Source organism: Scytonema hankhaensis NUACC26 (genome assembly GCF_045865695.1).
GTDB lineage: Bacteria > Cyanobacteriota > Cyanobacteriia > Cyanobacteriales > Nostocaceae > Scytonema.
This window is the reverse complement of record NZ_BAACAP010000253.1, coordinates 34,775-53,257: the sequence shown is the minus strand read 5'-3', so window position 1 is coordinate 53,257 and position 18,483 is coordinate 34,775. Positions and strand designations below refer to the sequence as shown.

Sequence of the window (18,483 nt, the reverse complement as noted above, 5' to 3'; positions counted from 1 at the left end):
TACTAATGAGAAGATTTAATTTTTGTCATGACATATGGGTGAGCTATCAGTCCACCCATATCAAAAAACTGTTAGTGGTTAGTGGTTAAGAGCTACCAACAACTAACCACTAATTACTAATACTATTTAATAGCACTGTTTACAGTCTGTATTACCTTTTGTGCTGTAGACGGTGGAATCCGAGTGTAGTTGAGGTCATCATTAATTTGTTGACCGTCAGTTAATGCCCAGTTCACAAAGTTTTTCACAGCAGATCCTTTAGCGGCGTCAGGATAATTCTTATAAATTAACAGCCAGGTTAGACCGACAATGGGATAACCTTGTGTAGGATCGCCAACAAAAACTCGGAAGTTATCAGGGAAACTGACATTTGACAAAGCCTGGTTTGCAGACTGTAAAGAAGGAGCAAGAAATTGTCCTCCCTTGTTCTGAACCTGTGCTGTGTTGAGTTTGTTTGCCAATGCATAAGTATACTCAACATAACCAACAGACCCCCCAGTACGAGAAACAAGGTTAGCAACACCTGGATTTCCTTTACCTTTAAGAACATTAGTGATTGTCCACTTTGGAGCAGTTCCAGCACTAACTCTGCCCTTAAAATAGGGACTGATCGTACTCAAGTGATTGGTGAAAATAAAGGTAGTACCGCTACTGTCAGCACGAACAACAGGTCTGATGGGTTGATTTGGTAGATTTGCACCAGGATTGTCTGCTTTAATTTGAGGGTCGTTCCAGTTAGTGATTTGCCCGGAGAAAATAGCTGGCAAAGTCTTGCGGGACAATTTCAGATTGTTCACACCAGGAACATTGTAAACAACAGCAACAGCACCGCCTGCGGTCGGTACTAGGATCGCTCCTCTGCTAACTTTAGCTATCTCTGCATCTGTCATAGCAGCATCACTAGCACCAAAGTCAACAGTTCCGGCAATGAATTGGCGAATACCGGCACCACTACCAACACCTTGATAGTTAACACCTAGCTTTGGATACTTTTTCTTGATTTCACGAGCATAACGTTCGTACAAAGGAGCAGGGAAAGTTGCACCTGCACCACTAATAGTTTGCGCTTGAGCAGTTGCTGTGAAAGAAGATCCGACAGCAACAATAGCCGTGACAGCTGTAGCAGCAACTACACGATTCAAAACGGTAGCTGATAGTTTCATATCGCTAGGTTATTAATGATTATTTGTTTTTGGACAACACAGCCAATAAGCTACAATGATAATGGTTAAGAAATATATAAGAATAGTTAAACTTGAGTTTAAATCTTTTTAAATTTCTGTTTAAAAATCAGTGACCAGTGACCAGTGACCAGTGACCATTCAGCGATCGTCTACAGGCTGATTGCTATTTGCTGTTAACTGTTCGCTGTGAATTGTTGACTGGACGTTGTTCCATCGTTGTAAATAAATTAACTCTAATTCATTGCCCACTTTGGAAAAAAAGTCTATTTGCTGCAATTGTAAAACTACAAAAATTCGGAAAATTACAAAGGCAATAATTGCGAGGGCAATTCCAGTTGTGGATGTTATGAGTGCCTCTGCTATACCAACAGTTACAGCAGAGAAATCTGTTTTATTTATGCCTGTTTTGACGTGGCTAAAAGCAGCAATCAGACCATTTGCTGTACCTAAAATACCTAATAAAGGCGCGATCGCGATCGCACTTTCTAGCAACCGATTCCCTTTACGCATTTCCAAACATTCTTTATCGCAAGCAGCTTTTATCGCTAGGTGAAATGTTTCGGGTGTCGGATTCCTCAGTTTCAATGGCTCGACCAGAAAACGACCGATTGACAAATCTTTTGCACATAAAGCGATCGCTTCTGCTTCCTCTAAGCTTACCTCGGCTGCTGCCAGCACTTTCCGCACCAAGCGACGCTCTCGAATCGTCAACGTACACCAGAACCATGTCCTTTCCAGCGCACATACCAAAGTTACGACAGATAAAAACAACAGAGGCCACATCACGAGACCTCCTGCCAGGAAAGTATCGTATATTCCGGTCATACTCGATTCTATATAGCGCTTTACTGGTAAAAAATATGCATATTCTTACCAAAGATACATGAAATACTTTATATATAAAGTAAAGAAATGTCAAAGAAAAAATGAATTTTTATTTAAAATATCAGAGCTTTTGCTTGAAGCGTTGCGACAGACGGCAAACAAGAGGTAGAGAGCTGATAATATAAGAAACGCTTCACACTTCTTAAACAATGGCACGAGACTTACGGGGATTCATCAAACTCTTGGAAGAAAAAGGGCAATTAAAGCGAATTTCAGCCCCAGTCGATCCAGACTTGGAAATTGCCGAAATTGCTAACCGAATGCTGCAAAAAGGGGGACCGGGGCTTCTATTTGAAAATGTTAAAGGAGCTTCCTTCCCTGTGGCAGTCAACTTGCTTGGAACGGTGGAACGGATTTGCTGGGCAATGAATATGCAGCATCCTCTGGAGTTAGAGGAACTGGGGAAGAAATTGGCAATGTTGCAACAGCCAAAACCACCGAAAAAGATTGCTCAAGCAGTGGAGTTTGGGAAAGTTCTGTTTGATGTCTTGAAAGCAAAACCAGGACGCGACTTTTTCCCAGCCTGTCAGCAGGTAGTTATTCAAGGGGATGAGTTAGATTTAAATAAGTTACCTTTGATACGTCCTTACTCCGGAGATGCGGGCAAAATTATTACTCTGGGGCTTGTAATCACAAAAAACTGTGAAACAGGAACACCCAACGTAGGGGTGTATCGCTTGCAGCTACAATCTAAAAACACCATGACCGTTCACTGGTTGTCAGTGCGAGGCGGAGCAAGGCACTTACGCAAGGCAGCAGAACGTGGGAAAAAATTAGAAATTGCGATCGCATTAGGTGTAGACCCCCTCATTATCATGGCAGCAGCAACACCAATCCCTGTAGATTTATCAGAATGGTTATTTGCAGGGCTTTATGGTGGTTCTGGCGTGCAGTTGGCAAAGTGTAAGACAGTAGATTTGGAAGTCCCCGCCGAAATTGTGGATTTCTTCCTACCCATGGAAGCTTTGAGTTATAAAGCAGCTATTATATCCATTGATAAAGCATATCCGGGACAAGCAAGACGAGCAGCTTTAGCATTTTGGAGTGCCTTACCACAGTTTACATATACAAAGTTTGTAATTGTGGTAGATAAGACAATCAACATTAGAGATCCGCGTCAAGTGGTATGGGCGATTAGTTCCAAAGTCGATCCCTCACGAGATGTGTTTATTTTGCCCAACACACCTTTTGATACTTTGGATTTTGCCAGTGAGAAAATTGGTTTGGGTGGAAGGATGGGAATTGATGCAACAACAAAAATTCCTCCAGAAACAGAACACGAGTGGGGTGATTCCTTGGAATCAGATCCAGAAACAGCAGCAATGGTCGATAGGCGATGGGCTGAGTATGGTTTGGCAGAGCTACAGCTAGGCGAAGTCGATCCTAATTTATTCGGCTACGATTTTAAACAGTGACCAGTGACCAGTGACTAGTGACCAGTGACCAGTGACTCTCTCGTTCCCAGGCTGAGCCTGGGAATGCAGTTTACGAGGCTCTCTCTGCCTCGTTGTAGTGAATTGCTAGGGGCGCTGCAGCCTTATACCATTTCACCAAATGATTGCTACACACGATCCCCCTCTTAGCCCCCCTTTTTAGGGGGGCTAGGGGTCTCCTCTGGGGTTGGGGGGAGATGGGGGGATCGCATTTGTCTCAAAAATTTAGTGAAATGGTATTACGCCCTTCAAAAAAGACCACGATTACGAGGTCACCTCCTACTGATGGTGTCAGAAATCGAGCGCTGGGCTTACCGTTAGTATGTGGAACAGCATTTTAGCGTCCAGTCGATGGTGAATGGCGGAGGTAAGCATTGATTTCTTACATCAAGAAAATAGTAAGACAAAAACCTGAATCCATCACCCCTAAGTTAGATGAGAAAGCCATAAAAATGTATATATTTAAGGATTATTTAGAGATAAATTTTGTGCTAAAGAGAAGTAGAATTTCTAAATAGATAAATTTGAAAACTGAAGGTCTTACAATGTCCGACAATGAAACGAGATTCAGTGAGATTCTTCGCCAAAAGCTTATTAAAGACTGCACCTCTCAGGAATTGGTAGCTGCTTTGATGCTTCAGGCAAAATGCGATACCTTTAATGCAGAGCAGGTATTAGCGGATTTATATACATATCCTCAGTTATGGCAAAGTTTTTGGATGGGATCGATGCTACCACTTAACTCCCATCCTCCACTGCCCATGTCACTGATTATGCTGAGGGATCTTCAAGAATTTTGGCATGCTGATACACTTTACGTATTAGCGCAAAACCAAATGAGCATTACTCCACTTCAAGAGCTTGGTGAACAGTGGAACTGCGATACGTTGCAGGTGATTGATGGAGATAAAGCTCAAGCCTTGTTAGGGCTGTATCACGATACACCCCCTATTGCTGTATTTTGGTGGGATTGAAGTTATGGGATATAGTATTCACTACCAATTTAATGCTGGTAATCGCCCTATTAATGAAATCCGTTCTATTTTGCATTCATTACATCACCATGCACAACTACTTCCCTTTACATGGGTAGATGCTAATGTCACTGAGCTGGAAGGAAAAGACTGTGTTTTCAATTCTGAAAATGGAACATCTTTGCTCCTTACTCTTCAAGCCATTCAACATAATTTTGCTACAGGTGAATCTATATACCCTACTCATTTAATTGGATTTGAGACGCTTCCTAGATCTGGATGTGAAGGTTTAGTTATTTTTCTAGGACACTATTCTCATGATGAAAACTGGATGGCAACAGGACATTGCAAAACACAATTTGCATCTCAACCAGAATCTGGGGGGATCGCTAATTTTGTTCTGGCTCATACTCTAGTTGTTGAAATGTTAGATCGATCTCAATGTCTAGAAATTTTAGATAATGTTTTTGATGAAATTGGATATTGGCAACAACGAGACTTACACTGTTTAGTTGAGAGGGATTCAGTGCAATTCGTTCGTCAGGCGATTATACAATTACTGCCAAACTCATCATCTGACTTTATGCAAAAGCTACAGCGACAGCTCGATGAACTAGATGTGTAACTAGACCTAAAAGCTGTCAAGGTCTAGTTACCGCATTGGTAGAAGCAAACAGCAAGTCTCAAGTGACTTGCTCTATGCGCCGATTATTTTAGTTCGGTAAACAAGACTTAAAAACCTTCAATTTTACTTATGTGTTTGTCCAGGTATCAAGAATTGATTGCGATCGCTTTAGTACAAGCCGATCGTAGTGCTTATCGCACCTTGTCTCTCATCAGTCAGCGTATTTAGTACGATCTCTCACCTCAAGCATTCTACAAACATTCGTTTGGAGGTGGAGGGGGACGTTTGTCCAATTCAACAAGTGTGAAAATTTCATCATCTGGTAACTCTATCACCTCAACGCCTTTTGCGACTAACTGCTGTAAGGGCAAATTGAGGTAACTTTTAGCAAAATTTGGTGTCACTCTTAATTCAACACACCTTTGTGGTTGGTTGGGTTGACGACTCACAATCAGACTTTTAACTATACGTGTTGCTTACATTTACCCTAATATCAGCTAAACTTTATCTAATAGCTTACAAAAGGAGGCTGTATTCTTCTATCTAAATAACTTTAATATTCATCTCCTGATAGAGGAACTCTCTACAGTAGGTGTGATTTCTGTACCTATGCTGGACGAAGCAACCCGATTGGCTCTTTTCAAAGAAGCTCAAAGCTACATTTACACACCAAAAACTGAGGTTGTGGGAACGGGATCTCGCATTGTTAGACAACAATGTAGTTCATTTGATGCGTTTCCATCTTTATCATTGTATTTTAGATTAAAAGAATCATTTCAAGCTCTCATGGCAGAACAGTTAGCTACTGTTGTTCCCTATCCTTTCACGACCCCTTTAGAATTTAATAAAATGGTGCTACAAAAGTACGAGCCAGGGGAGTTGGGCATCACACCGCATCGGGATGGCTTAAGCGCAATTAACCTAGTAGCCATTTTTAATATTGCAGGAGCCGGACAATTTAGCTTGTGTGCAGATCGCTCTGGTAAAAGTTCAAGAAAAATTGACAGCACGCCCGGTCGTGTTATTTTCCTAAGAGCACCAGGGTTTATCAACTCCCTTGAGCGACCTTTTCACTCCATAACGAACATCAAGACAACCCGGTATAGCTTTGGTTTGAGACAAAAGGCATAATTGACATTGTGCAAACAAGATCGGACGAAAAGTTATACCCGACTCTTAGCCTGAATCCGCGCTCATTCTATTTAGCGGTGTTGGCTCAATCCCCACCCTACTTCATGGCGGAATGGAGCTACAACTTACGCAAAAAGCGTTTTTCATAGCTTCCCGAGTAGACTCCTTTCCTTTTCTGGAGAATTGGATTGCTGCTAACACCAGCGTTGAATTGTTAGAAGCAGAACAAGAGAAATTTGTCTTGGGAGTCAGTGAACCTTACCGTTATAATGATGTAGCTAATGAAACTCAGCATCAAAAACAGGCACAAATGGCGATCGAAAACTTTATTACGCAGGTGAATAATATTCATCTCAAGCAAGTACAAGAATCGAGTGTGAAGAAGTCACCCGAGCAAAAAACAGAGACATCTGAAGAGAAAACTTGAGATTGAGTTTTGTATATCTTTCAATATGAGGCAGAAGTCATAACATATTTTTGCTTGACTTGCAGCATGAGGGCTAATAATGGTATAGAGCAGTTATATTGATAGACAGGGGCTTAATGTGCCGATCCTTTCAAGCGATCGCGCTCTGGTTGTTCTGGCGTGCTCATCACGATTTGGGACAGAACTGGTCGCCAACGCTGCAAATTCGAGCAGGGCATACCTTAATCAGCAATGGAGTTTACCAGTACATTCGTCATCCCATGTACACGTCTGTCCTGCTGTGGTGTGTTGCTCAAGCATTATTGCTACCAAACTGGATTGCAGGATTTTCTGGACTGATGAGTTTCAGTATTGCGTGTACAACTCGAATCGATCGAGAAGAACGAATGCTGCTCGATCGATTCGGCGAAGAGTATGAAGCTTACAAGCAGTCCACAAAACGATTAGTGCCTTATCTGTTCTAGCTACTTCAAGATGGTAAAACTAGACAGTCTTCCTACTTATAATTTTTTCTACCGATTGATGCTTTCATTCAATATTCCAAGCAAACATTATTCACGGAATTTCAGATAATAATCCTACCTTTAATGAATTTTGGATGACAAAAACTTTACTCATTGTATGTAATGGAGAAATTTTTTAAAAAACTTAAAAAATCAAAAATCACTCGTCATATGGATAATATTCCAGTCATTGATTTTTCTCTTTTTACCAGTCATAATGCAATAGCTAGGCAAACTGTAGTTGAGCAAATCTATATAGCTTGCCATGAAATTGGGTTCATGTATTTACAAAATTTCGGCATATCTCAAGACAAAGTTGAGCAAGTATTCAGACAGAGCCAATACTTCTTCAATTTACCTTTGTCAATCAAGCAGCAGCTAGCTTGGAGTGATGAATTTAGTAATAGAGGTTACGTTGGTGTAGAGAGAGAACGCCTCGACCCTAACAATCCGGGCGATTTGAAAGAAGCTTTTAATGTAGACAAAGAATTTATTGCTATCAAAAAATTTCCACGGAACTTGGAATTTTGCACTTGCATTCTCACCTTTCACCAAGCTTGCACAAAACTTGCGAATCAAGTACTAGAAGCTTTTGCTTTGGCTTTGCAATTACCATTCGATTTTTTGGCCACAAACCACAACCAGCACAATCATACCCTACGCCTGCTGCACTATCCCCCATTGTCAAAACCACCATTACCAGGACAAGTTCGTGCGGGCGAACATTCCGACTATGGCAGTATTACCTTGTTGTTTCAGGATGAAGTTGGAGGTTTAGAAGTTCAGACAGCAACTGGTGAATGGATTGCAGCGCAGACGATTCCCGGTACTGTTATAGTCAATACTGGGGATTTAATGGCACGGTGGACAAATCACGTGTTTTGTTCTACTAAACATCGGGTGATGGTTCCTAATGATGGTAGGGTAAAGCAGTCAAGGTACTCAGTAGCGTTTTTCTGTCATCCAAATGACGATACGGAAATTGCTTGTTTAGAAAGCTGTCGAAAGGAATCGTTGCCGATTTATCCACCAATTAAGGCAGGGGAATACCTTTTGAGCCGTTTGCAAGCAACATATTAAACCCTTCTCTTGAGGAGAAAGCGAGCTTGCGAGCGATTATGGCGCTTACCGGAAAATTTTAGATGTGGAACTCATCTTCATAATTAGGGTCTTGAGTACCGAGCAGTTTGTCCCAGAGTGTGAAATACAATCCGTAGTGGACGGTGTACTTGCGATGATGTATCGAGTGATGCGTTGCACTGATGAACCACCTTCCGAACCAATGGCTCTTAAATGACGGGGGAAATAGCTCGAATCCAAGATGATTCAACATTGCCCATATCGTCATCGTCATGAGCAAGGCAACTAAGGTGATGAAATGGAGTGGGACTAGGAAGACTACACCTATAAAGAAGAGCGCCTGTACAATTGCCTCTGGCAGATCGAACGCGAAGGAACTCCACGGTGTTGGCTCTCCTGAACGGTGGTGTCCAAAATGCATCCATCTGAAAAGCAAGCGGTGGTGAAACATCCGATGCATAAAGTAAAAGTACGTATCCTGAAGGATGAGCACTGCCACAAAGCTGACTCCTAAATACCACAGTCCATACTCATATAGGTCAGTGTACAAGAGCGTTACTCCCAAATCGTATTCTGAGATGATGAACGCTGAACAAAAAGCAAAAATCACCGCTGAGAGAATCGATAGTTCAATATCCTTCCAAATCGACTGACTCAACGGTGGCTTTAAACGTAAACTCTGTTTGGCGAGAGATTTCCCTAGAATCGAATAGAAGAGCAAGTACGCTCCCCCTGCGATCAGAAAGTATCGGGCAAAAATAATCCCGAAAAAGAAAAACGAATAGAAGCAAAATGAGTGGTTCATCAATTTAACGTTTTCTCCTTGGAATAGAACATTTGGTATGATTTAAATTGAGCATAATTTTTCATCATAAGAAAAGCTAGAAACTCTATAGTGACCTCCTCTGTTGTCGAACACCCCGCTACCCAAATCCGAATCGGCAATGCCGACTTGTTTTGCACGAGCGTGGGAAAGACTCGCTCTTTCAACAGTTGAAATGCTAAAGTTTATTATGTTAATAAGTCCTCACTAATTGACGAAATGAAAATACAACAGATTTCATGTACGTGAGGTACACCCATTTGTAAGGGCTTTCCGGACGGAAAGCCCCTACCAAGGTTCCTCACTGACTTGCAAACTGCTATAAAACTTGAAAACATTCCTTCTTTATAGTTGTAAGCATACATAAACTTATGCACTTCAATAACGCATCGGCGATCGTCCTGTAGAGAGAGTTAATCGGCGATCGCATCTTCGAGATCCACTAAAACAGCATAAAAAAGCCAAGTAGCCCACACTTGTAATTTGATACCATTAATAGAACTAGTCTACAAATAAGACAATCCCAACAAACGTTTTACAGTGTGAAAAGCCTCTTTAATTCTCCATCTTCGTCGATATTCGGGCGGCGCTCAAGACATTGCAAAGTAAGGAACTTTCAGGTTGGTAGCCAGAGACTTTTCAATCTGCTGAGGCAAAGCTTTGAGATCTGCCTGCTTAGGCAATTATTCCAGCAGACGCGATCGCGCGTGCCATTTTGTTTGCGATCGAGCAGCCAGCTGAGGTGGATGTCAATGAAATCATTGTTCGACCGATCGGACAGAGCGGTTAAGCGCCGTCTGATGCAAAACGCTAATGGGGAGGCACTTGAGGATGGGTTTAGTTGTACGGAGGCAACCATCAAAGGCGTATATGGAGTAGAAGCCACCGGCTATCGATTGACAGGAGTTGGTAGCTATGTCCCTTTTGGTGTAGCAAACTGGCGTAACTTCGATGGCAACGGCAATTTTACTGGAGTAGGCATAAACAATGTTAACGGCACTTTCGCCAATGTGAATTATCATGGTACTTATACAGTCAACCGGGATTGCACTGTTGAAATCGACGAAGTGGTTATTTCAACTGAAGGAGTAGTTCGCAACTTATCTGAATCTGGCATTATTGTTGACAAAGGTAGAGAAATTCTCGCATTACAAACATCTCCTGACGACAATATTGTCTCTAGTGTTTTGAAGAAAGTTCGGTAAAGTTATTAGCTGGACAGTGCAAAGTTCTCTTTAAAGGTAAGGCACTTACGAGTCATAAAATATACCGCCCTCGCCCAGCCTGAAAGGCTGGGCACCAACACTAATAACCGTCTTGCACACCCGATAACGAGTACGGCAGGACATTTTATTTTTTGGATCTCCCTTAGGGAAATGGTTTATTGATATTTACTATGGAGCAATATAGTTTTAAAAAAGAGCATCCGCGTCATCCACTTTATGTCAAAAACAGTGTATGTCCCATGCAATTGCCGTCATGACTAAAATGTCTGGGACGGAGCGAAGTCTTGCTCCCCCATCTCGTGTAACTATTGAGTATGCAACAAGTAAAGAAAACTTAAGACCAAAATAATCAAGCTAACAATAGCTTGCAAGAGCCTGGTCTTAATTCTTTTAACTTGATAATAACTCAGAGCAAGTAAGTGTTGTTCTCGAGCTGTTGCCCTTAGTTCTGGTAGTACCACGGACCATACAGAGAACAGCCCCAACCATCCCCGTTGCCGAATTGCATCTTTACTCATATCGCTAAATAACATTACAATTTCATGACCGTACTCGGCTCGAAAGTTCTTTGGATACACGAATAGCGACAATCTGTAGAAGCGAACTGAAACCAAAAGAGCTAACTTTAACAGTGACATTGCCTAACTCCTTTCGTCAACGGGTAGGATTGAGTAACTGTTTTGCATGAGCCATGTCTACCAAATTGGCTAAACGCTTAGCTTCTAGCGTAATGACTTTTCGACCCAACTCAGTTAAACAGTAATAGCGTCGTCGCTCGTCATCAAGTTGTGGATCGGGACGTTCCTCTGATTCAGCAATCAGTCCGTCTGCTAAAAGACGTTTAATTGCCCCGTAGAGAGTGCCTGGACCAATTTTGACTCTGCCATCCGTGCGAAAAAGTACCTCCTGCATGATGCCGTATCCGTGACGTTCGGCATCTGCTAGGGATAGAAGGATATGGAAAACTGCTGGCTTCAGAGGTAAAAAATTATTCGGATCGCTGTTGGCGTTCATCTTTTATTTCTACACTTCTACTCTATCAAACTTAGATATATCATACTATAATATATCGAAGTACGATATACTTTAAGGTGAAGACATGATTTTTATCTATTTCTTGCTCGCGGGCAGTGCTTGCAGTTTCTGCTGGGCTGTTTTCGATATTTACCGCGTTCTCAAACATCATCGGGCAACTCAAAATGGATTTGATTGGCCACCAACTGCCAGTGCAGGAGTTAGGCTACCAAGTAGACCTCCATCAGGTACTGGTACGGCTTTTGCTCTTCCGGAAATAGAAGGGAACTCTTGCTCTCGCGTTCCCTAAACAGAATGTATAAGTAGAAAAACGTCATTGCCACTTAAACCGCATTGCAGCCCAAAAAATCTTTGAAAAGATACTTATATAATTCTTGAGAAAGGTTCGTCAACCCTGTGGGTTTGCTACTGTTATATAGCACGCTTAAGTGATTTATCAAGTCAAGTGTGAATGAGGTTGTGGTTTTGAAATCCCAATTAACTAATCATCGGGTTGATTTACAAGATGGCACTATTTTTTATCAGCAAAGTAGGTTGGAGTCGAGTTCAATCCCCATCTTATTTCTACATGGATGGGGAATCTCTACTGAGCCTTATACTGAAGTGCTGAAACTCCTAACACAGCAGCATACCATAATTGCTCCTGACTTGCCCAGTTTTGCAAGATCGACTTACTCCGAGCTAATTCCCGATTACGTTAGCTATAGCAAATTTCTCCTTTCATTTCTGGAAGTTTTGGATTTACAACAATTTCATATAGTAGGACACTCATTAGGTGGGGGTATTGCCATTACTTTATCTACACTTGTTCGGTGAAAAAGTCAGAAGTGTAATTCTGGTAGATAGTACCGAGATTCCCACACCATCTATACCGGAGATGATACCGCGAAGGGCAATCGAAATGACGGTTCAAATGTTTCTTCCAAGACCTAGATTGAAATTAGTTGATATTCCTTTGGTTTTCTCCTATAACTTGTTATTCAATACAGGAAATGTCATTCAGGGATTGCTAATTTCTCTATACGAAGATATCAGCTATCTGCTACCGAAAATCCCAGCACCCTGTTTGTTATTATGGTCAGAAAAAGACCTAGCTACGCCATTAAATAACGCTCAAGAAATGGCAGCAATTATTCCCAACTCTAAATTAATTACTGTAGAAGAAGGTTGGCACGAATGGGGACTCTGGTATCCTGAGAAATTTACATCACTCATACTGGATTTTATTTGTCAACTCGAGCAATATTGATACAGTGACCTCTGTGACTGTACCTCAAGAAAATGTTACTTTCTTCTATCACCATGTCTAACTCTCCTAATGTCGCACAAGTTTTTAACATCTTTGCCGACTTAACAAAGTCCCTTAAGGCATTTATAAAAACAGACGACTTGAGAATTGTGTTTGATAGCATTCGGAACAAGTTAAAAATCAGTAAATTTTGTCAATATATCTTTGGATAGAAAAAACTGTTTGTAGCAATGATAATCGTGCCGGAGGAGAGGAGGCGAGTGTCGCTCGCCTCCTCCCTTACCCCTTTATTTGATTATCATTATCAACAAGTTTTTGGAGAACATTTATATTCAAACAAAATCATGTTTAACTCAGGAAGGACAAGTAGTTGAGCGATCGTAGTCACCGTGAGCAGTAGCCGAAAAACTAACCGAGATCATGCCAAAAAGACGCAACGACCGATGGTGGAAGATGAAGTTATTGCTTCTCAATTAGAAGCATTAGTTACACCAGCCATCACCGCACAAGAAAACTACTACCGTCAACTGGGACTAAGAGACAGAATTCTCAACTTACCGTTTATGGTAGCTGCGGTGCTAACTTTACTGTGGCGAGACGTCGCGGGAGTCACAGAACTGACAAGAATGTTATCGAGAGAAGGTTTTTTATGGTGTCAATCTAAGACTGTAAGTCAACAAGCAATCTCTCAACGATTTTTGAGTTTTCCAGCCGAATTATTTGAGAAAGTCTTTAAAAATTTATTGCCGAGTTTAAGAACTGCTTGGCATAGCAGAAATAAACGACCTCTACCAGAAAGTATTCAGTTCATCATTACCGCATTTCCAAAACTTTGGATAGTAGACTGTTCAACCTTAGAAGCATTATTTTGTAAACTTAAAAGCCTAGAAGAAGTTCCCCAAGGGCAATTAGCGGGTAAAATGGGAACAGTGATAGATTTAATAACTAGACTACCAGTAGAGATTTGGTTTCAGGAAAATCCGAGAGCTTCTGATACTAAGCTTGAAGAAAATATCTTACACTTGGTCACAGCGAAGACGTTACTTTTACTGGATAGAGGATTTTATCATTTTAGCTTTTGGCTCTCCTTAATTGAACAAGAAGTTCACTTTATTACTCGTTTGAAAAAGGGGGCATCCATTAAAGTTGAGCAAGTATTTACAGATAGTTATGCTCTCAAAGACCGTTTGATACGTTTAGGGTCTGGCACTAAGAAAACTCCATTTATTACCTTACGTTTGATTGAAATACGTTCGGGCAAGACCTGGCATTCCTATTTAACAAGCGTACTTGAACCGACTGTTTTACCTCCTTAGGTGGTGGTAGATTTATATCGGAGACGTTGGCGAATTGAAGATGCTTTTAATACTGTTAAACGGCTTTTGGGTTTAAGTTATTTATGGACAGGCTCTCTTAATGGTATTCAGCTACAGATTTGGGGCACCTGGTTATTTTATGCCGTATTAGTAGATTTAGGTGATGCCGTAGCTGATGAACTATCTTTACCTTTTGACCACATTTCTTTGGAAATGATTTATCGTGGTCTTTATCATTTTTCTGTTGCACATCAAAAAGGTCTTGCTTCTGACCCAGTTAAATATTTTGCTGCTCCTGAAAATCAAGATTTAGGTATTGTTAAACGACAGCGAAAACCCAACGTTAAGTTAATTGTTGCACCATTCCCTGACAAACAGCGAGGCTCTGACCAATTTTTCTTTCAACCATCTTCTAAAACTCCCTTGACAACTGCGGTACAGGCTTAACTTGTGACCAATGGCCAGGATTGTACCCGGTTGCATATAGCGAGCGCTCGCCATGTCGAGTCAGCATTTTTAGCAGTTGGTCGATTGTGTTTGGATGTAGACATGGACAGTTAAAAAGAAGCAGGAGCAATGTGAACCACTCTCTTAAGATGCCCATGTCTCTCATCGTTCTAACTAACCAGTGACATATATGGTACTTGCATCGGTCACTGGTCACTGGTCACTGGTCACTGGTCACTGGTCACTGGTCACTGGTCACTGGTCACTGATTACTTGATTTGTCCTCGCTTGTTAACTTCCGACCAATTCACCACATTCCACCAATTCTCTAAATACTCAGCACGACGATTGCGATATTTGAGGTAATATGCATGCTCCCACACGTCATTACCTATAATTGGATAAGAGCCTTCGGCAATCGGGTTGTCTTGATTAGGTGTCGATACAATTTGCAGTTGCCCTTGGGCATTACGCACTAACCAAACCCAACCACTACCGAATTGCTTTGTTCCTGCTTCGTTAAATTGTTTTTTAAAAGCATCGAAACTACCAAAAGTTTGATTAATTTCTGTTGCTATTGCGCCTGTTGGTTCCCCACCACCTTGAGGACTCATAAGTTGCCAAAAAATAGTATGGTTGAGATGTCCGCCACCATTATTGCGTACTGTGTTACGAATATCTTCAGGAACATTGTTCAGATCGCGCAATAGAGATTCTACACTCCTGTTTTGCAATTCTGGATGTTTTTCCAATGCATCGTTCAGGTTTTTGACGTATGCTGCATGGTGCTTGTCGTGATGCAGTTTCATAGTTTCTGCATCAATAACTTTCTCTAAAGCATCTTCAGGATAGGGTAATGGTGGTAACTTTGCGGGAGTTTCTAGTTCGCGATCGCTATAGGCTACAGGAAGATTTTGTGTGGTTTGAGCTGGTGTTGCTGTTGATGTCTCTGTAGAAGACGGTGATTCAGCTGTTGGTGCTGTTGGTTGACAAGAAGCGAGTAGTGCAAACAGCGAGATTCCTATCAAAAGATAACTGATTTGTTTCCACAAAAACCTCACCATATTTAAACTCCAAATCTTTATATTAATACATTTTTTGTTGTAATTAGGATATCGCTCAGTATATAGCAGTCCTAAATCATTTATAAACAATTTTAGGTACTGTAGGTAGGGCTATGCCGCACATTCGCTCTTGGTGGCCTGTCTTCCCTACCTACTTGTATTTTATAAATCAAAGCGCATCTTTGTGCGTGCCCAAAGGAGTGGCGTTGGGCATTACCTACCAAATGAGTTCCTGTGTAGCAACTACACATACTTTCAGCATTTGTAAAATACAGTTACTACCTCTTCTTTTTCTTCTGCTTGCCCTTTGAAGAATTATTTTTATCAAACAAATCTGCTGCTTGCATAAGCGGAGACTTACGCTTCTTAGGTAACTTTTCTAGTTGTATCTCAGGTGGATCGGAAGGTCTTGGATTTGGCAAAAATGGTGGTTCTTCCTCATCTTTAAATTGATTGTAAAAAGACTCAAGATTCCCTTTACCCGGTTCAGTTGCAAGAGGTGTCACTTTTTCAATACTGCTTGCAAACAAAGCAGCTTCAGCAGTAAAATCAGTCTCAGACACACTATCGGGTGGTAACCAGCGATGCACAAAATCTAACTGCCACAAGTACTTATCAAAAAACTCAATCATTTTTTGTTTAAGTACATTTGTCACAGCAATTGCTTGCTGATGTACTGCTTGTTCAATGACTTGCTTATTTAATAAAAAGTCGTAAACATAGGGAATTCCCCAAAGAACTGCTGCTGCTTCAACCTGACTATCAGATAATAAACTCTCAATTAACTGGGCTATGTGTTTGTCCAGTATTTCTTCAGAAAAATTAAAGAATCGAGCGGGATATCCCAACTCAGTAGATGGTAACTCTCGTGAATTCAGAAATTCAAAAACAGATCCCCAAATTCTTTGGCTTGTAATAAAACTGACTTGTTTTTGAACAGACATATAAATAGAAAATGCCAATGACAAAGCACGTAGGTTCTCATCTCGTTTTTGCTCTTTTTTAAAATCTGTAAAAAATTGTTGATTAACTTCTATTTCTTTAGTTAAGTTACGACGAACTTCTGCAATCCAGAGTTGAGGCGCTTCTGTAATATACTCCTTTACCGCATCCCCAAATGCATCCCAATCAACAGTTTTACCTTGTTGCAACTGTCGATAAGCTTTTTCCATAAGATCGATGAGGATGACACTGGCTAGTTCATCTTCTGTCCCAGGAATTATTTCTCGTGAATTTTTGATTGGCTGATAAGTACTCTTGCATAGATCGACAATTTCCCGTGTTGCACCATAAAATCGTAAATATTCAATAACGGAAGACATCATTGTATCGATGCTTCTGGCAGGATCGTTCTTAAACCGTTCGAGACAGCAGCTTAAGAGTTCTGGTTGATTGGAAAAAAGGTAGTACTTTATTTGTAGGCTATCCAGGTATTGGAATTCTCGAGCATAAAGTTCTGGCTGTTGCTGCTGCACTTTTTCCATAAGCGCTAGAGCATCTGAAATGAGATTATTACTACCCATCTCATCCACAAGTTCTATGAGCAATATTCCCAAATCGCATTCCTCGATCGCTTTTGATGGAATTGGGTGTTCTAGCGCCTCTACCATCAATAAATGTTTGTCTTTAGCAGAAGCAGCTTCGTAGTTCTCGTACCACTGTTGAGTATTGGTCAAAATTAAAGACATAATGTAAAAGGATAAAGGATAAAGGATAACAAGATTTACCTTTCTTTGTTTCAAAGAAAATGAATATCAATCTCCAAATTTGTTGATGTACTTACTTTACACTTCATCCTTCACACTTTATCCTTTGGTAGATTATTTTTTTCGCACCTTTCCAGGGAAACTGAAATTCAAGAATTTCTCACTCGTATACACACGATATCCAGCTATTATTAAAATGGCACCTGCAAGGATAGCTAACAAAGGTATTGGTGCAAAGGCTTTTTCCGTGAACAACATAATTGAGATTCCCAAGCCCATCAAAAGCCACCCTACATTTTGATTGATACGAGGCAAAGATAAAGCTCCCACAGCCACAGCGCATAGTATAACACCAGGAAGGCGCATTTTAATACCAATGGGCATATTCGCTGCTAAAATCAATACGCCTAAAAGCATCACCATTATGCCTACAAATTTATTAGAACGCTCCATAACAGATGGCTTGGAATTGACCAACAATTCTACCTGAATCACTGTAGGTAAGTGGTTCAATGCAGTTTTATCGGATTGGGCAACCGCACTCTGTTTATTCAAAAACAAAAATGTTACGTTACCTCCAGACCCCAGATCGATTTTATCGCCAAAGTTGAGCTTGTGGCGCTTTCCTGACTTTAACCTAATGTTATTGACAAATGTACCATTAGCACTTCCCAAATCGACAAGATAATATGTACCTTTTTCTACATTAAGTTCCGCATGAAGACGAGAAACAAAGTCAGCATTTGGCAAGTTAACAATGTTGACATCTGGTACTATCTGGTCTTTTGGCTTACCAATACGAAGTACAGTAAAATTGAGTGGTAAGTCAAACGAAGTGTTCGTTTGAACATGAAAAAGCTCTAAACTTAGTCCTGTAGGCTGTGCTCTAGTTGTGTTGTGCATAACTTGTTCTACGGCTTCATGCATTAATTCATTTAAAAAATGGTAATTCTTGTGTCTCAATTGTAATACTTGTACTGCTTGTGAATTATTATGTTTAGGTAATTTATTGTAGAAAATACGCAAAGTTCAATACCTTGTTAAAAAGCTTGCGCCAAGAGATTCTGAGGAGAAATGCGTAGACTATTACAGCCTAAGTTTTATGAAAACTTGATGTAGACAAAGTTTGTATAAATCAAAACTCATGACTTTATAGAGGGCGCAAGTACATATTCGTTAGCAAGCGATCGGTTTGCTCATCTCCCTCTGAGACCCCACCTCGATCCGGTGGTTCTACCTGGGAATGCGCGATTGGGAGACTCCGCCTTCCGTACTCAACCTGTTACGCGAGGCAGAGAGAGCCTCTAGAAATGCATTCCTAGGCAGAGCCTAGGAAGGAGAGAATGAGGGGTATACCCAGTTGACCAGCTGTATC

At 40.9% G+C, this 18,483-nt stretch carries 20 protein-coding genes and 2 pseudogenes; 12 read left to right on the top strand and 10 right to left on the bottom strand.

Going from position 1 to position 18,483, the window contains the following annotated elements:
• Nucleotides 1-122: 122 nt before the first annotated feature.
• Nucleotides 123-1,163 (bottom strand): phosphate ABC transporter substrate-binding protein PstS, encoded by a 1,041-nt coding sequence (pstS, locus tag ACKTT2_RS49610; protein WP_407900509.1) that lies wholly within the window; start codon nt 1,161-1,163, stop codon nt 123-125.
• A gap of 159 nt (nt 1,164-1,322) precedes the next feature.
• Nucleotides 1,323-2,009 (bottom strand): MotA/TolQ/ExbB proton channel family protein, encoded by a 687-nt coding sequence (locus tag ACKTT2_RS49605; protein ID WP_407900508.1) that lies wholly within the window; start codon nt 2,007-2,009, stop codon nt 1,323-1,325.
• A 209-nt stretch (nt 2,010-2,218) separates the two neighbouring features.
• Here ACKTT2_RS49605 and ACKTT2_RS49600 point away from each other — a divergent pair, with 209 nt between their 5' ends.
• The 3 genes from ACKTT2_RS49600 (at nt 2,219) to ACKTT2_RS49590 (ending at nt 5,101) form a co-directional block, all read left to right on the top strand.
• On the top strand, nt 2,219-3,484 hold the full coding sequence (locus ACKTT2_RS49600) for a UbiD family decarboxylase (RefSeq protein ID WP_407900507.1): 1,266 nt from the start codon (nt 2,219-2,221) through the stop codon (nt 3,482-3,484).
• Between the two features lie 563 nt (nt 3,485-4,047).
• The gene (locus tag ACKTT2_RS49595; protein WP_407900506.1) at nt 4,048-4,476 is read left to right on the top strand and encodes a hypothetical protein; all 429 of its coding nucleotides are present in this window, start codon (nt 4,048-4,050) and stop codon (nt 4,474-4,476) included.
• 4 nt (nt 4,477-4,480) lie between these two features.
• Nucleotides 4,481-5,101: a hypothetical protein gene (locus ACKTT2_RS49590; protein ID WP_407900505.1), complete on the top strand. Its 621-nt coding sequence runs from the start codon at nt 4,481-4,483 to the stop codon at nt 5,099-5,101.
• 251 nt (nt 5,102-5,352) lie between these two features.
• Here ACKTT2_RS49590 and ACKTT2_RS49585 read toward each other — a convergent pair whose 3' ends face one another.
• Nucleotides 5,353-5,550: a hypothetical protein gene (locus ACKTT2_RS49585; RefSeq protein ID WP_407900504.1), complete on the bottom strand. Its 198-nt coding sequence runs from the start codon at nt 5,548-5,550 to the stop codon at nt 5,353-5,355.
• Nucleotides 5,551-5,695: 145 nt separating this feature from the next.
• On the opposite strand from ACKTT2_RS49585, the gene ACKTT2_RS49580 reads away from it, so the two are divergent.
• The 4 genes from ACKTT2_RS49580 to ACKTT2_RS49565 all read left to right on the top strand — a co-directional run bounded on the left by ACKTT2_RS49580 (nt 5,696) and on the right by ACKTT2_RS49565 (nt 8,242).
• Nucleotides 5,696-6,232 carry a hypothetical protein gene (locus tag ACKTT2_RS49580; RefSeq protein ID WP_407900503.1) on the top strand — a complete coding sequence of 179 codons (537 nt, stop codon included), beginning with the start codon at nt 5,696-5,698 and terminating at the stop codon, nt 6,230-6,232.
• 112 nt (nt 6,233-6,344) lie between these two features.
• Nucleotides 6,345-6,659, top strand: coding sequence for a hypothetical protein (locus ACKTT2_RS49575; RefSeq protein ID WP_407900502.1), 315 nt, complete (start codon nt 6,345-6,347; stop codon nt 6,657-6,659).
• 116 nt (nt 6,660-6,775) lie between these two features.
• Nucleotides 6,776-7,123, top strand: coding sequence for a protein-S-isoprenylcysteine O-methyltransferase (locus ACKTT2_RS49570; RefSeq protein ID WP_407900501.1), 348 nt, complete (start codon nt 6,776-6,778; stop codon nt 7,121-7,123).
• Nucleotides 7,124-7,333: 210 nt separating this feature from the next.
• Nucleotides 7,334-8,242, top strand: coding sequence for an isopenicillin N synthase family dioxygenase (locus ACKTT2_RS49565; RefSeq protein ID WP_407900500.1), 909 nt, complete (start codon nt 7,334-7,336; stop codon nt 8,240-8,242).
• A 58-nt stretch (nt 8,243-8,300) separates the two neighbouring features.
• Here the strand turns inward: ACKTT2_RS49565 and ACKTT2_RS49560 are convergent, their stop codons facing one another.
• Together ACKTT2_RS49560 and ACKTT2_RS49555 are read right to left on the bottom strand one after the other, a co-directional pair.
• Nucleotides 8,301-8,792, bottom strand: coding sequence for a sterol desaturase family protein (locus tag ACKTT2_RS49560; RefSeq protein ID WP_407900499.1), 492 nt, complete (start codon nt 8,790-8,792; stop codon nt 8,301-8,303).
• A 689-nt stretch (nt 8,793-9,481) separates the two neighbouring features.
• Nucleotides 9,482-9,643 (bottom strand): annotated as a pseudogene (locus ACKTT2_RS49555) (IS4 family transposase); the annotation flags it as partial.
• Between the two features lie 174 nt (nt 9,644-9,817).
• Here ACKTT2_RS49555 and ACKTT2_RS49550 point away from each other — a divergent pair.
• Entirely contained in the window at nt 9,818-10,270 is a 453-nt protein-coding gene (locus ACKTT2_RS49550; RefSeq protein WP_407900498.1) for a hypothetical protein, read from the top strand.
• Between the two features lie 326 nt (nt 10,271-10,596).
• Here ACKTT2_RS49550 and ACKTT2_RS49545 read toward each other — a convergent pair whose 3' ends face one another.
• Nucleotides 10,597-10,929: a hypothetical protein gene (locus ACKTT2_RS49545; RefSeq protein ID WP_407900497.1), complete on the bottom strand. Its 333-nt coding sequence runs from the start codon at nt 10,927-10,929 to the stop codon at nt 10,597-10,599.
• Between the two features lie 16 nt (nt 10,930-10,945).
• The gene (locus ACKTT2_RS49540) at nt 10,946-11,305 is read right to left on the bottom strand and encodes a PadR family transcriptional regulator (RefSeq protein ID WP_407900496.1); all 360 of its coding nucleotides are present in this window, start codon (nt 11,303-11,305) and stop codon (nt 10,946-10,948) included.
• An 85-nt stretch (nt 11,306-11,390) separates the two neighbouring features.
• On the opposite strand from ACKTT2_RS49540, the gene ACKTT2_RS49535 reads away from it, so the two are divergent.
• From ACKTT2_RS49535 to ACKTT2_RS49520, 4 genes and pseudogenes are all read left to right on the top strand, one after another.
• Complete coding sequence (locus tag ACKTT2_RS49535; protein WP_407900495.1) at nt 11,391-11,615, top strand: hypothetical protein; 225 nt, start codon at nt 11,391-11,393, stop codon at nt 11,613-11,615.
• 176 nt (nt 11,616-11,791) lie between these two features.
• Nucleotides 11,792-12,142 carry an alpha/beta fold hydrolase gene (locus ACKTT2_RS49530; protein WP_407900494.1) on the top strand — a complete coding sequence of 117 codons (351 nt, stop codon included), beginning with the start codon at nt 11,792-11,794 and terminating at the stop codon, nt 12,140-12,142.
• Between the two features lie 85 nt (nt 12,143-12,227).
• Entirely contained in the window at nt 12,228-12,575 is a 348-nt protein-coding gene (locus ACKTT2_RS49525) for an alpha/beta fold hydrolase (RefSeq protein WP_407900493.1), read from the top strand.
• A 443-nt stretch (nt 12,576-13,018) separates the two neighbouring features.
• Nucleotides 13,019-14,338 (top strand): annotated as a pseudogene (locus ACKTT2_RS49520) (IS4 family transposase).
• A gap of 269 nt (nt 14,339-14,607) precedes the next feature.
• On the opposite strand, the gene ACKTT2_RS49515 reads toward ACKTT2_RS49520, so the two are convergent.
• From ACKTT2_RS49515 to ACKTT2_RS49505, 3 genes are all read right to left on the bottom strand, one after another.
• Nucleotides 14,608-15,402, bottom strand: a complete 795-nt coding sequence (locus tag ACKTT2_RS49515; protein WP_407900492.1) for a superoxide dismutase — start codon at nt 15,400-15,402, stop codon at nt 14,608-14,610.
• Nucleotides 15,403-15,680: 278 nt separating this feature from the next.
• Nucleotides 15,681-17,090 carry a hypothetical protein gene (locus ACKTT2_RS49510; RefSeq protein ID WP_407900491.1) on the bottom strand — a complete coding sequence of 470 codons (1,410 nt, stop codon included), beginning with the start codon at nt 17,088-17,090 and terminating at the stop codon, nt 15,681-15,683.
• 132 nt (nt 17,091-17,222) lie between these two features.
• Nucleotides 17,223-18,134 (bottom strand): FHA domain-containing protein, encoded by a 912-nt coding sequence (locus ACKTT2_RS49505; protein WP_407900490.1) that lies wholly within the window; start codon nt 18,132-18,134, stop codon nt 17,223-17,225.
• Nucleotides 18,135-18,483 lie beyond the last annotated feature (349 nt).

Bases quoted from the DNA above. Each gene is read 5' to 3' on its own strand.
- pstS (WP_407900509.1), bottom strand. From the start codon at position 1,163: ATGAAACTATCAGCTACCGTTTTGAATCGTGTAGTTGCTGCTACAGCT.
- ACKTT2_RS49605 (WP_407900508.1), bottom strand. From the start codon at position 2,009: ATGACCGGAATATACGATACTTTCCTGGCAGGAGGTCTCGTGATGTGG.
- ACKTT2_RS49600 (WP_407900507.1), top strand. From the start codon at position 2,219: ATGGCACGAGACTTACGGGGATTCATCAAACTCTTGGAAGAAAAAGGG.
- ACKTT2_RS49595 (WP_407900506.1), top strand. From the start codon at position 4,048: ATGTCCGACAATGAAACGAGATTCAGTGAGATTCTTCGCCAAAAGCTT.
- ACKTT2_RS49590 (WP_407900505.1), top strand. From the start codon at position 4,481: ATGGGATATAGTATTCACTACCAATTTAATGCTGGTAATCGCCCTATT.
- ACKTT2_RS49575 (WP_407900502.1), top strand. From the start codon at position 6,345: ATGGAGCTACAACTTACGCAAAAAGCGTTTTTCATAGCTTCCCGAGTA.
- ACKTT2_RS49570 (WP_407900501.1), top strand. From the start codon at position 6,776: ATGTGCCGATCCTTTCAAGCGATCGCGCTCTGGTTGTTCTGGCGTGCT.
- ACKTT2_RS49565 (WP_407900500.1), top strand. From the start codon at position 7,334: ATGGATAATATTCCAGTCATTGATTTTTCTCTTTTTACCAGTCATAAT.
- ACKTT2_RS49550 (WP_407900498.1), top strand. From the start codon at position 9,818: ATGAAATCATTGTTCGACCGATCGGACAGAGCGGTTAAGCGCCGTCTG.
- ACKTT2_RS49545 (WP_407900497.1), bottom strand. From the start codon at position 10,929: ATGTCACTGTTAAAGTTAGCTCTTTTGGTTTCAGTTCGCTTCTACAGA.
- ACKTT2_RS49540 (WP_407900496.1), bottom strand. From the start codon at position 11,305: ATGAACGCCAACAGCGATCCGAATAATTTTTTACCTCTGAAGCCAGCA.
- ACKTT2_RS49535 (WP_407900495.1), top strand. From the start codon at position 11,391: ATGATTTTTATCTATTTCTTGCTCGCGGGCAGTGCTTGCAGTTTCTGC.
- ACKTT2_RS49525 (WP_407900493.1), top strand. From the start codon at position 12,228: ATGACGGTTCAAATGTTTCTTCCAAGACCTAGATTGAAATTAGTTGAT.
- ACKTT2_RS49515 (WP_407900492.1), bottom strand. From the start codon at position 15,402: ATGGTGAGGTTTTTGTGGAAACAAATCAGTTATCTTTTGATAGGAATC.
- ACKTT2_RS49510 (WP_407900491.1), bottom strand. From the start codon at position 17,090: ATGTCTTTAATTTTGACCAATACTCAACAGTGGTACGAGAACTACGAA.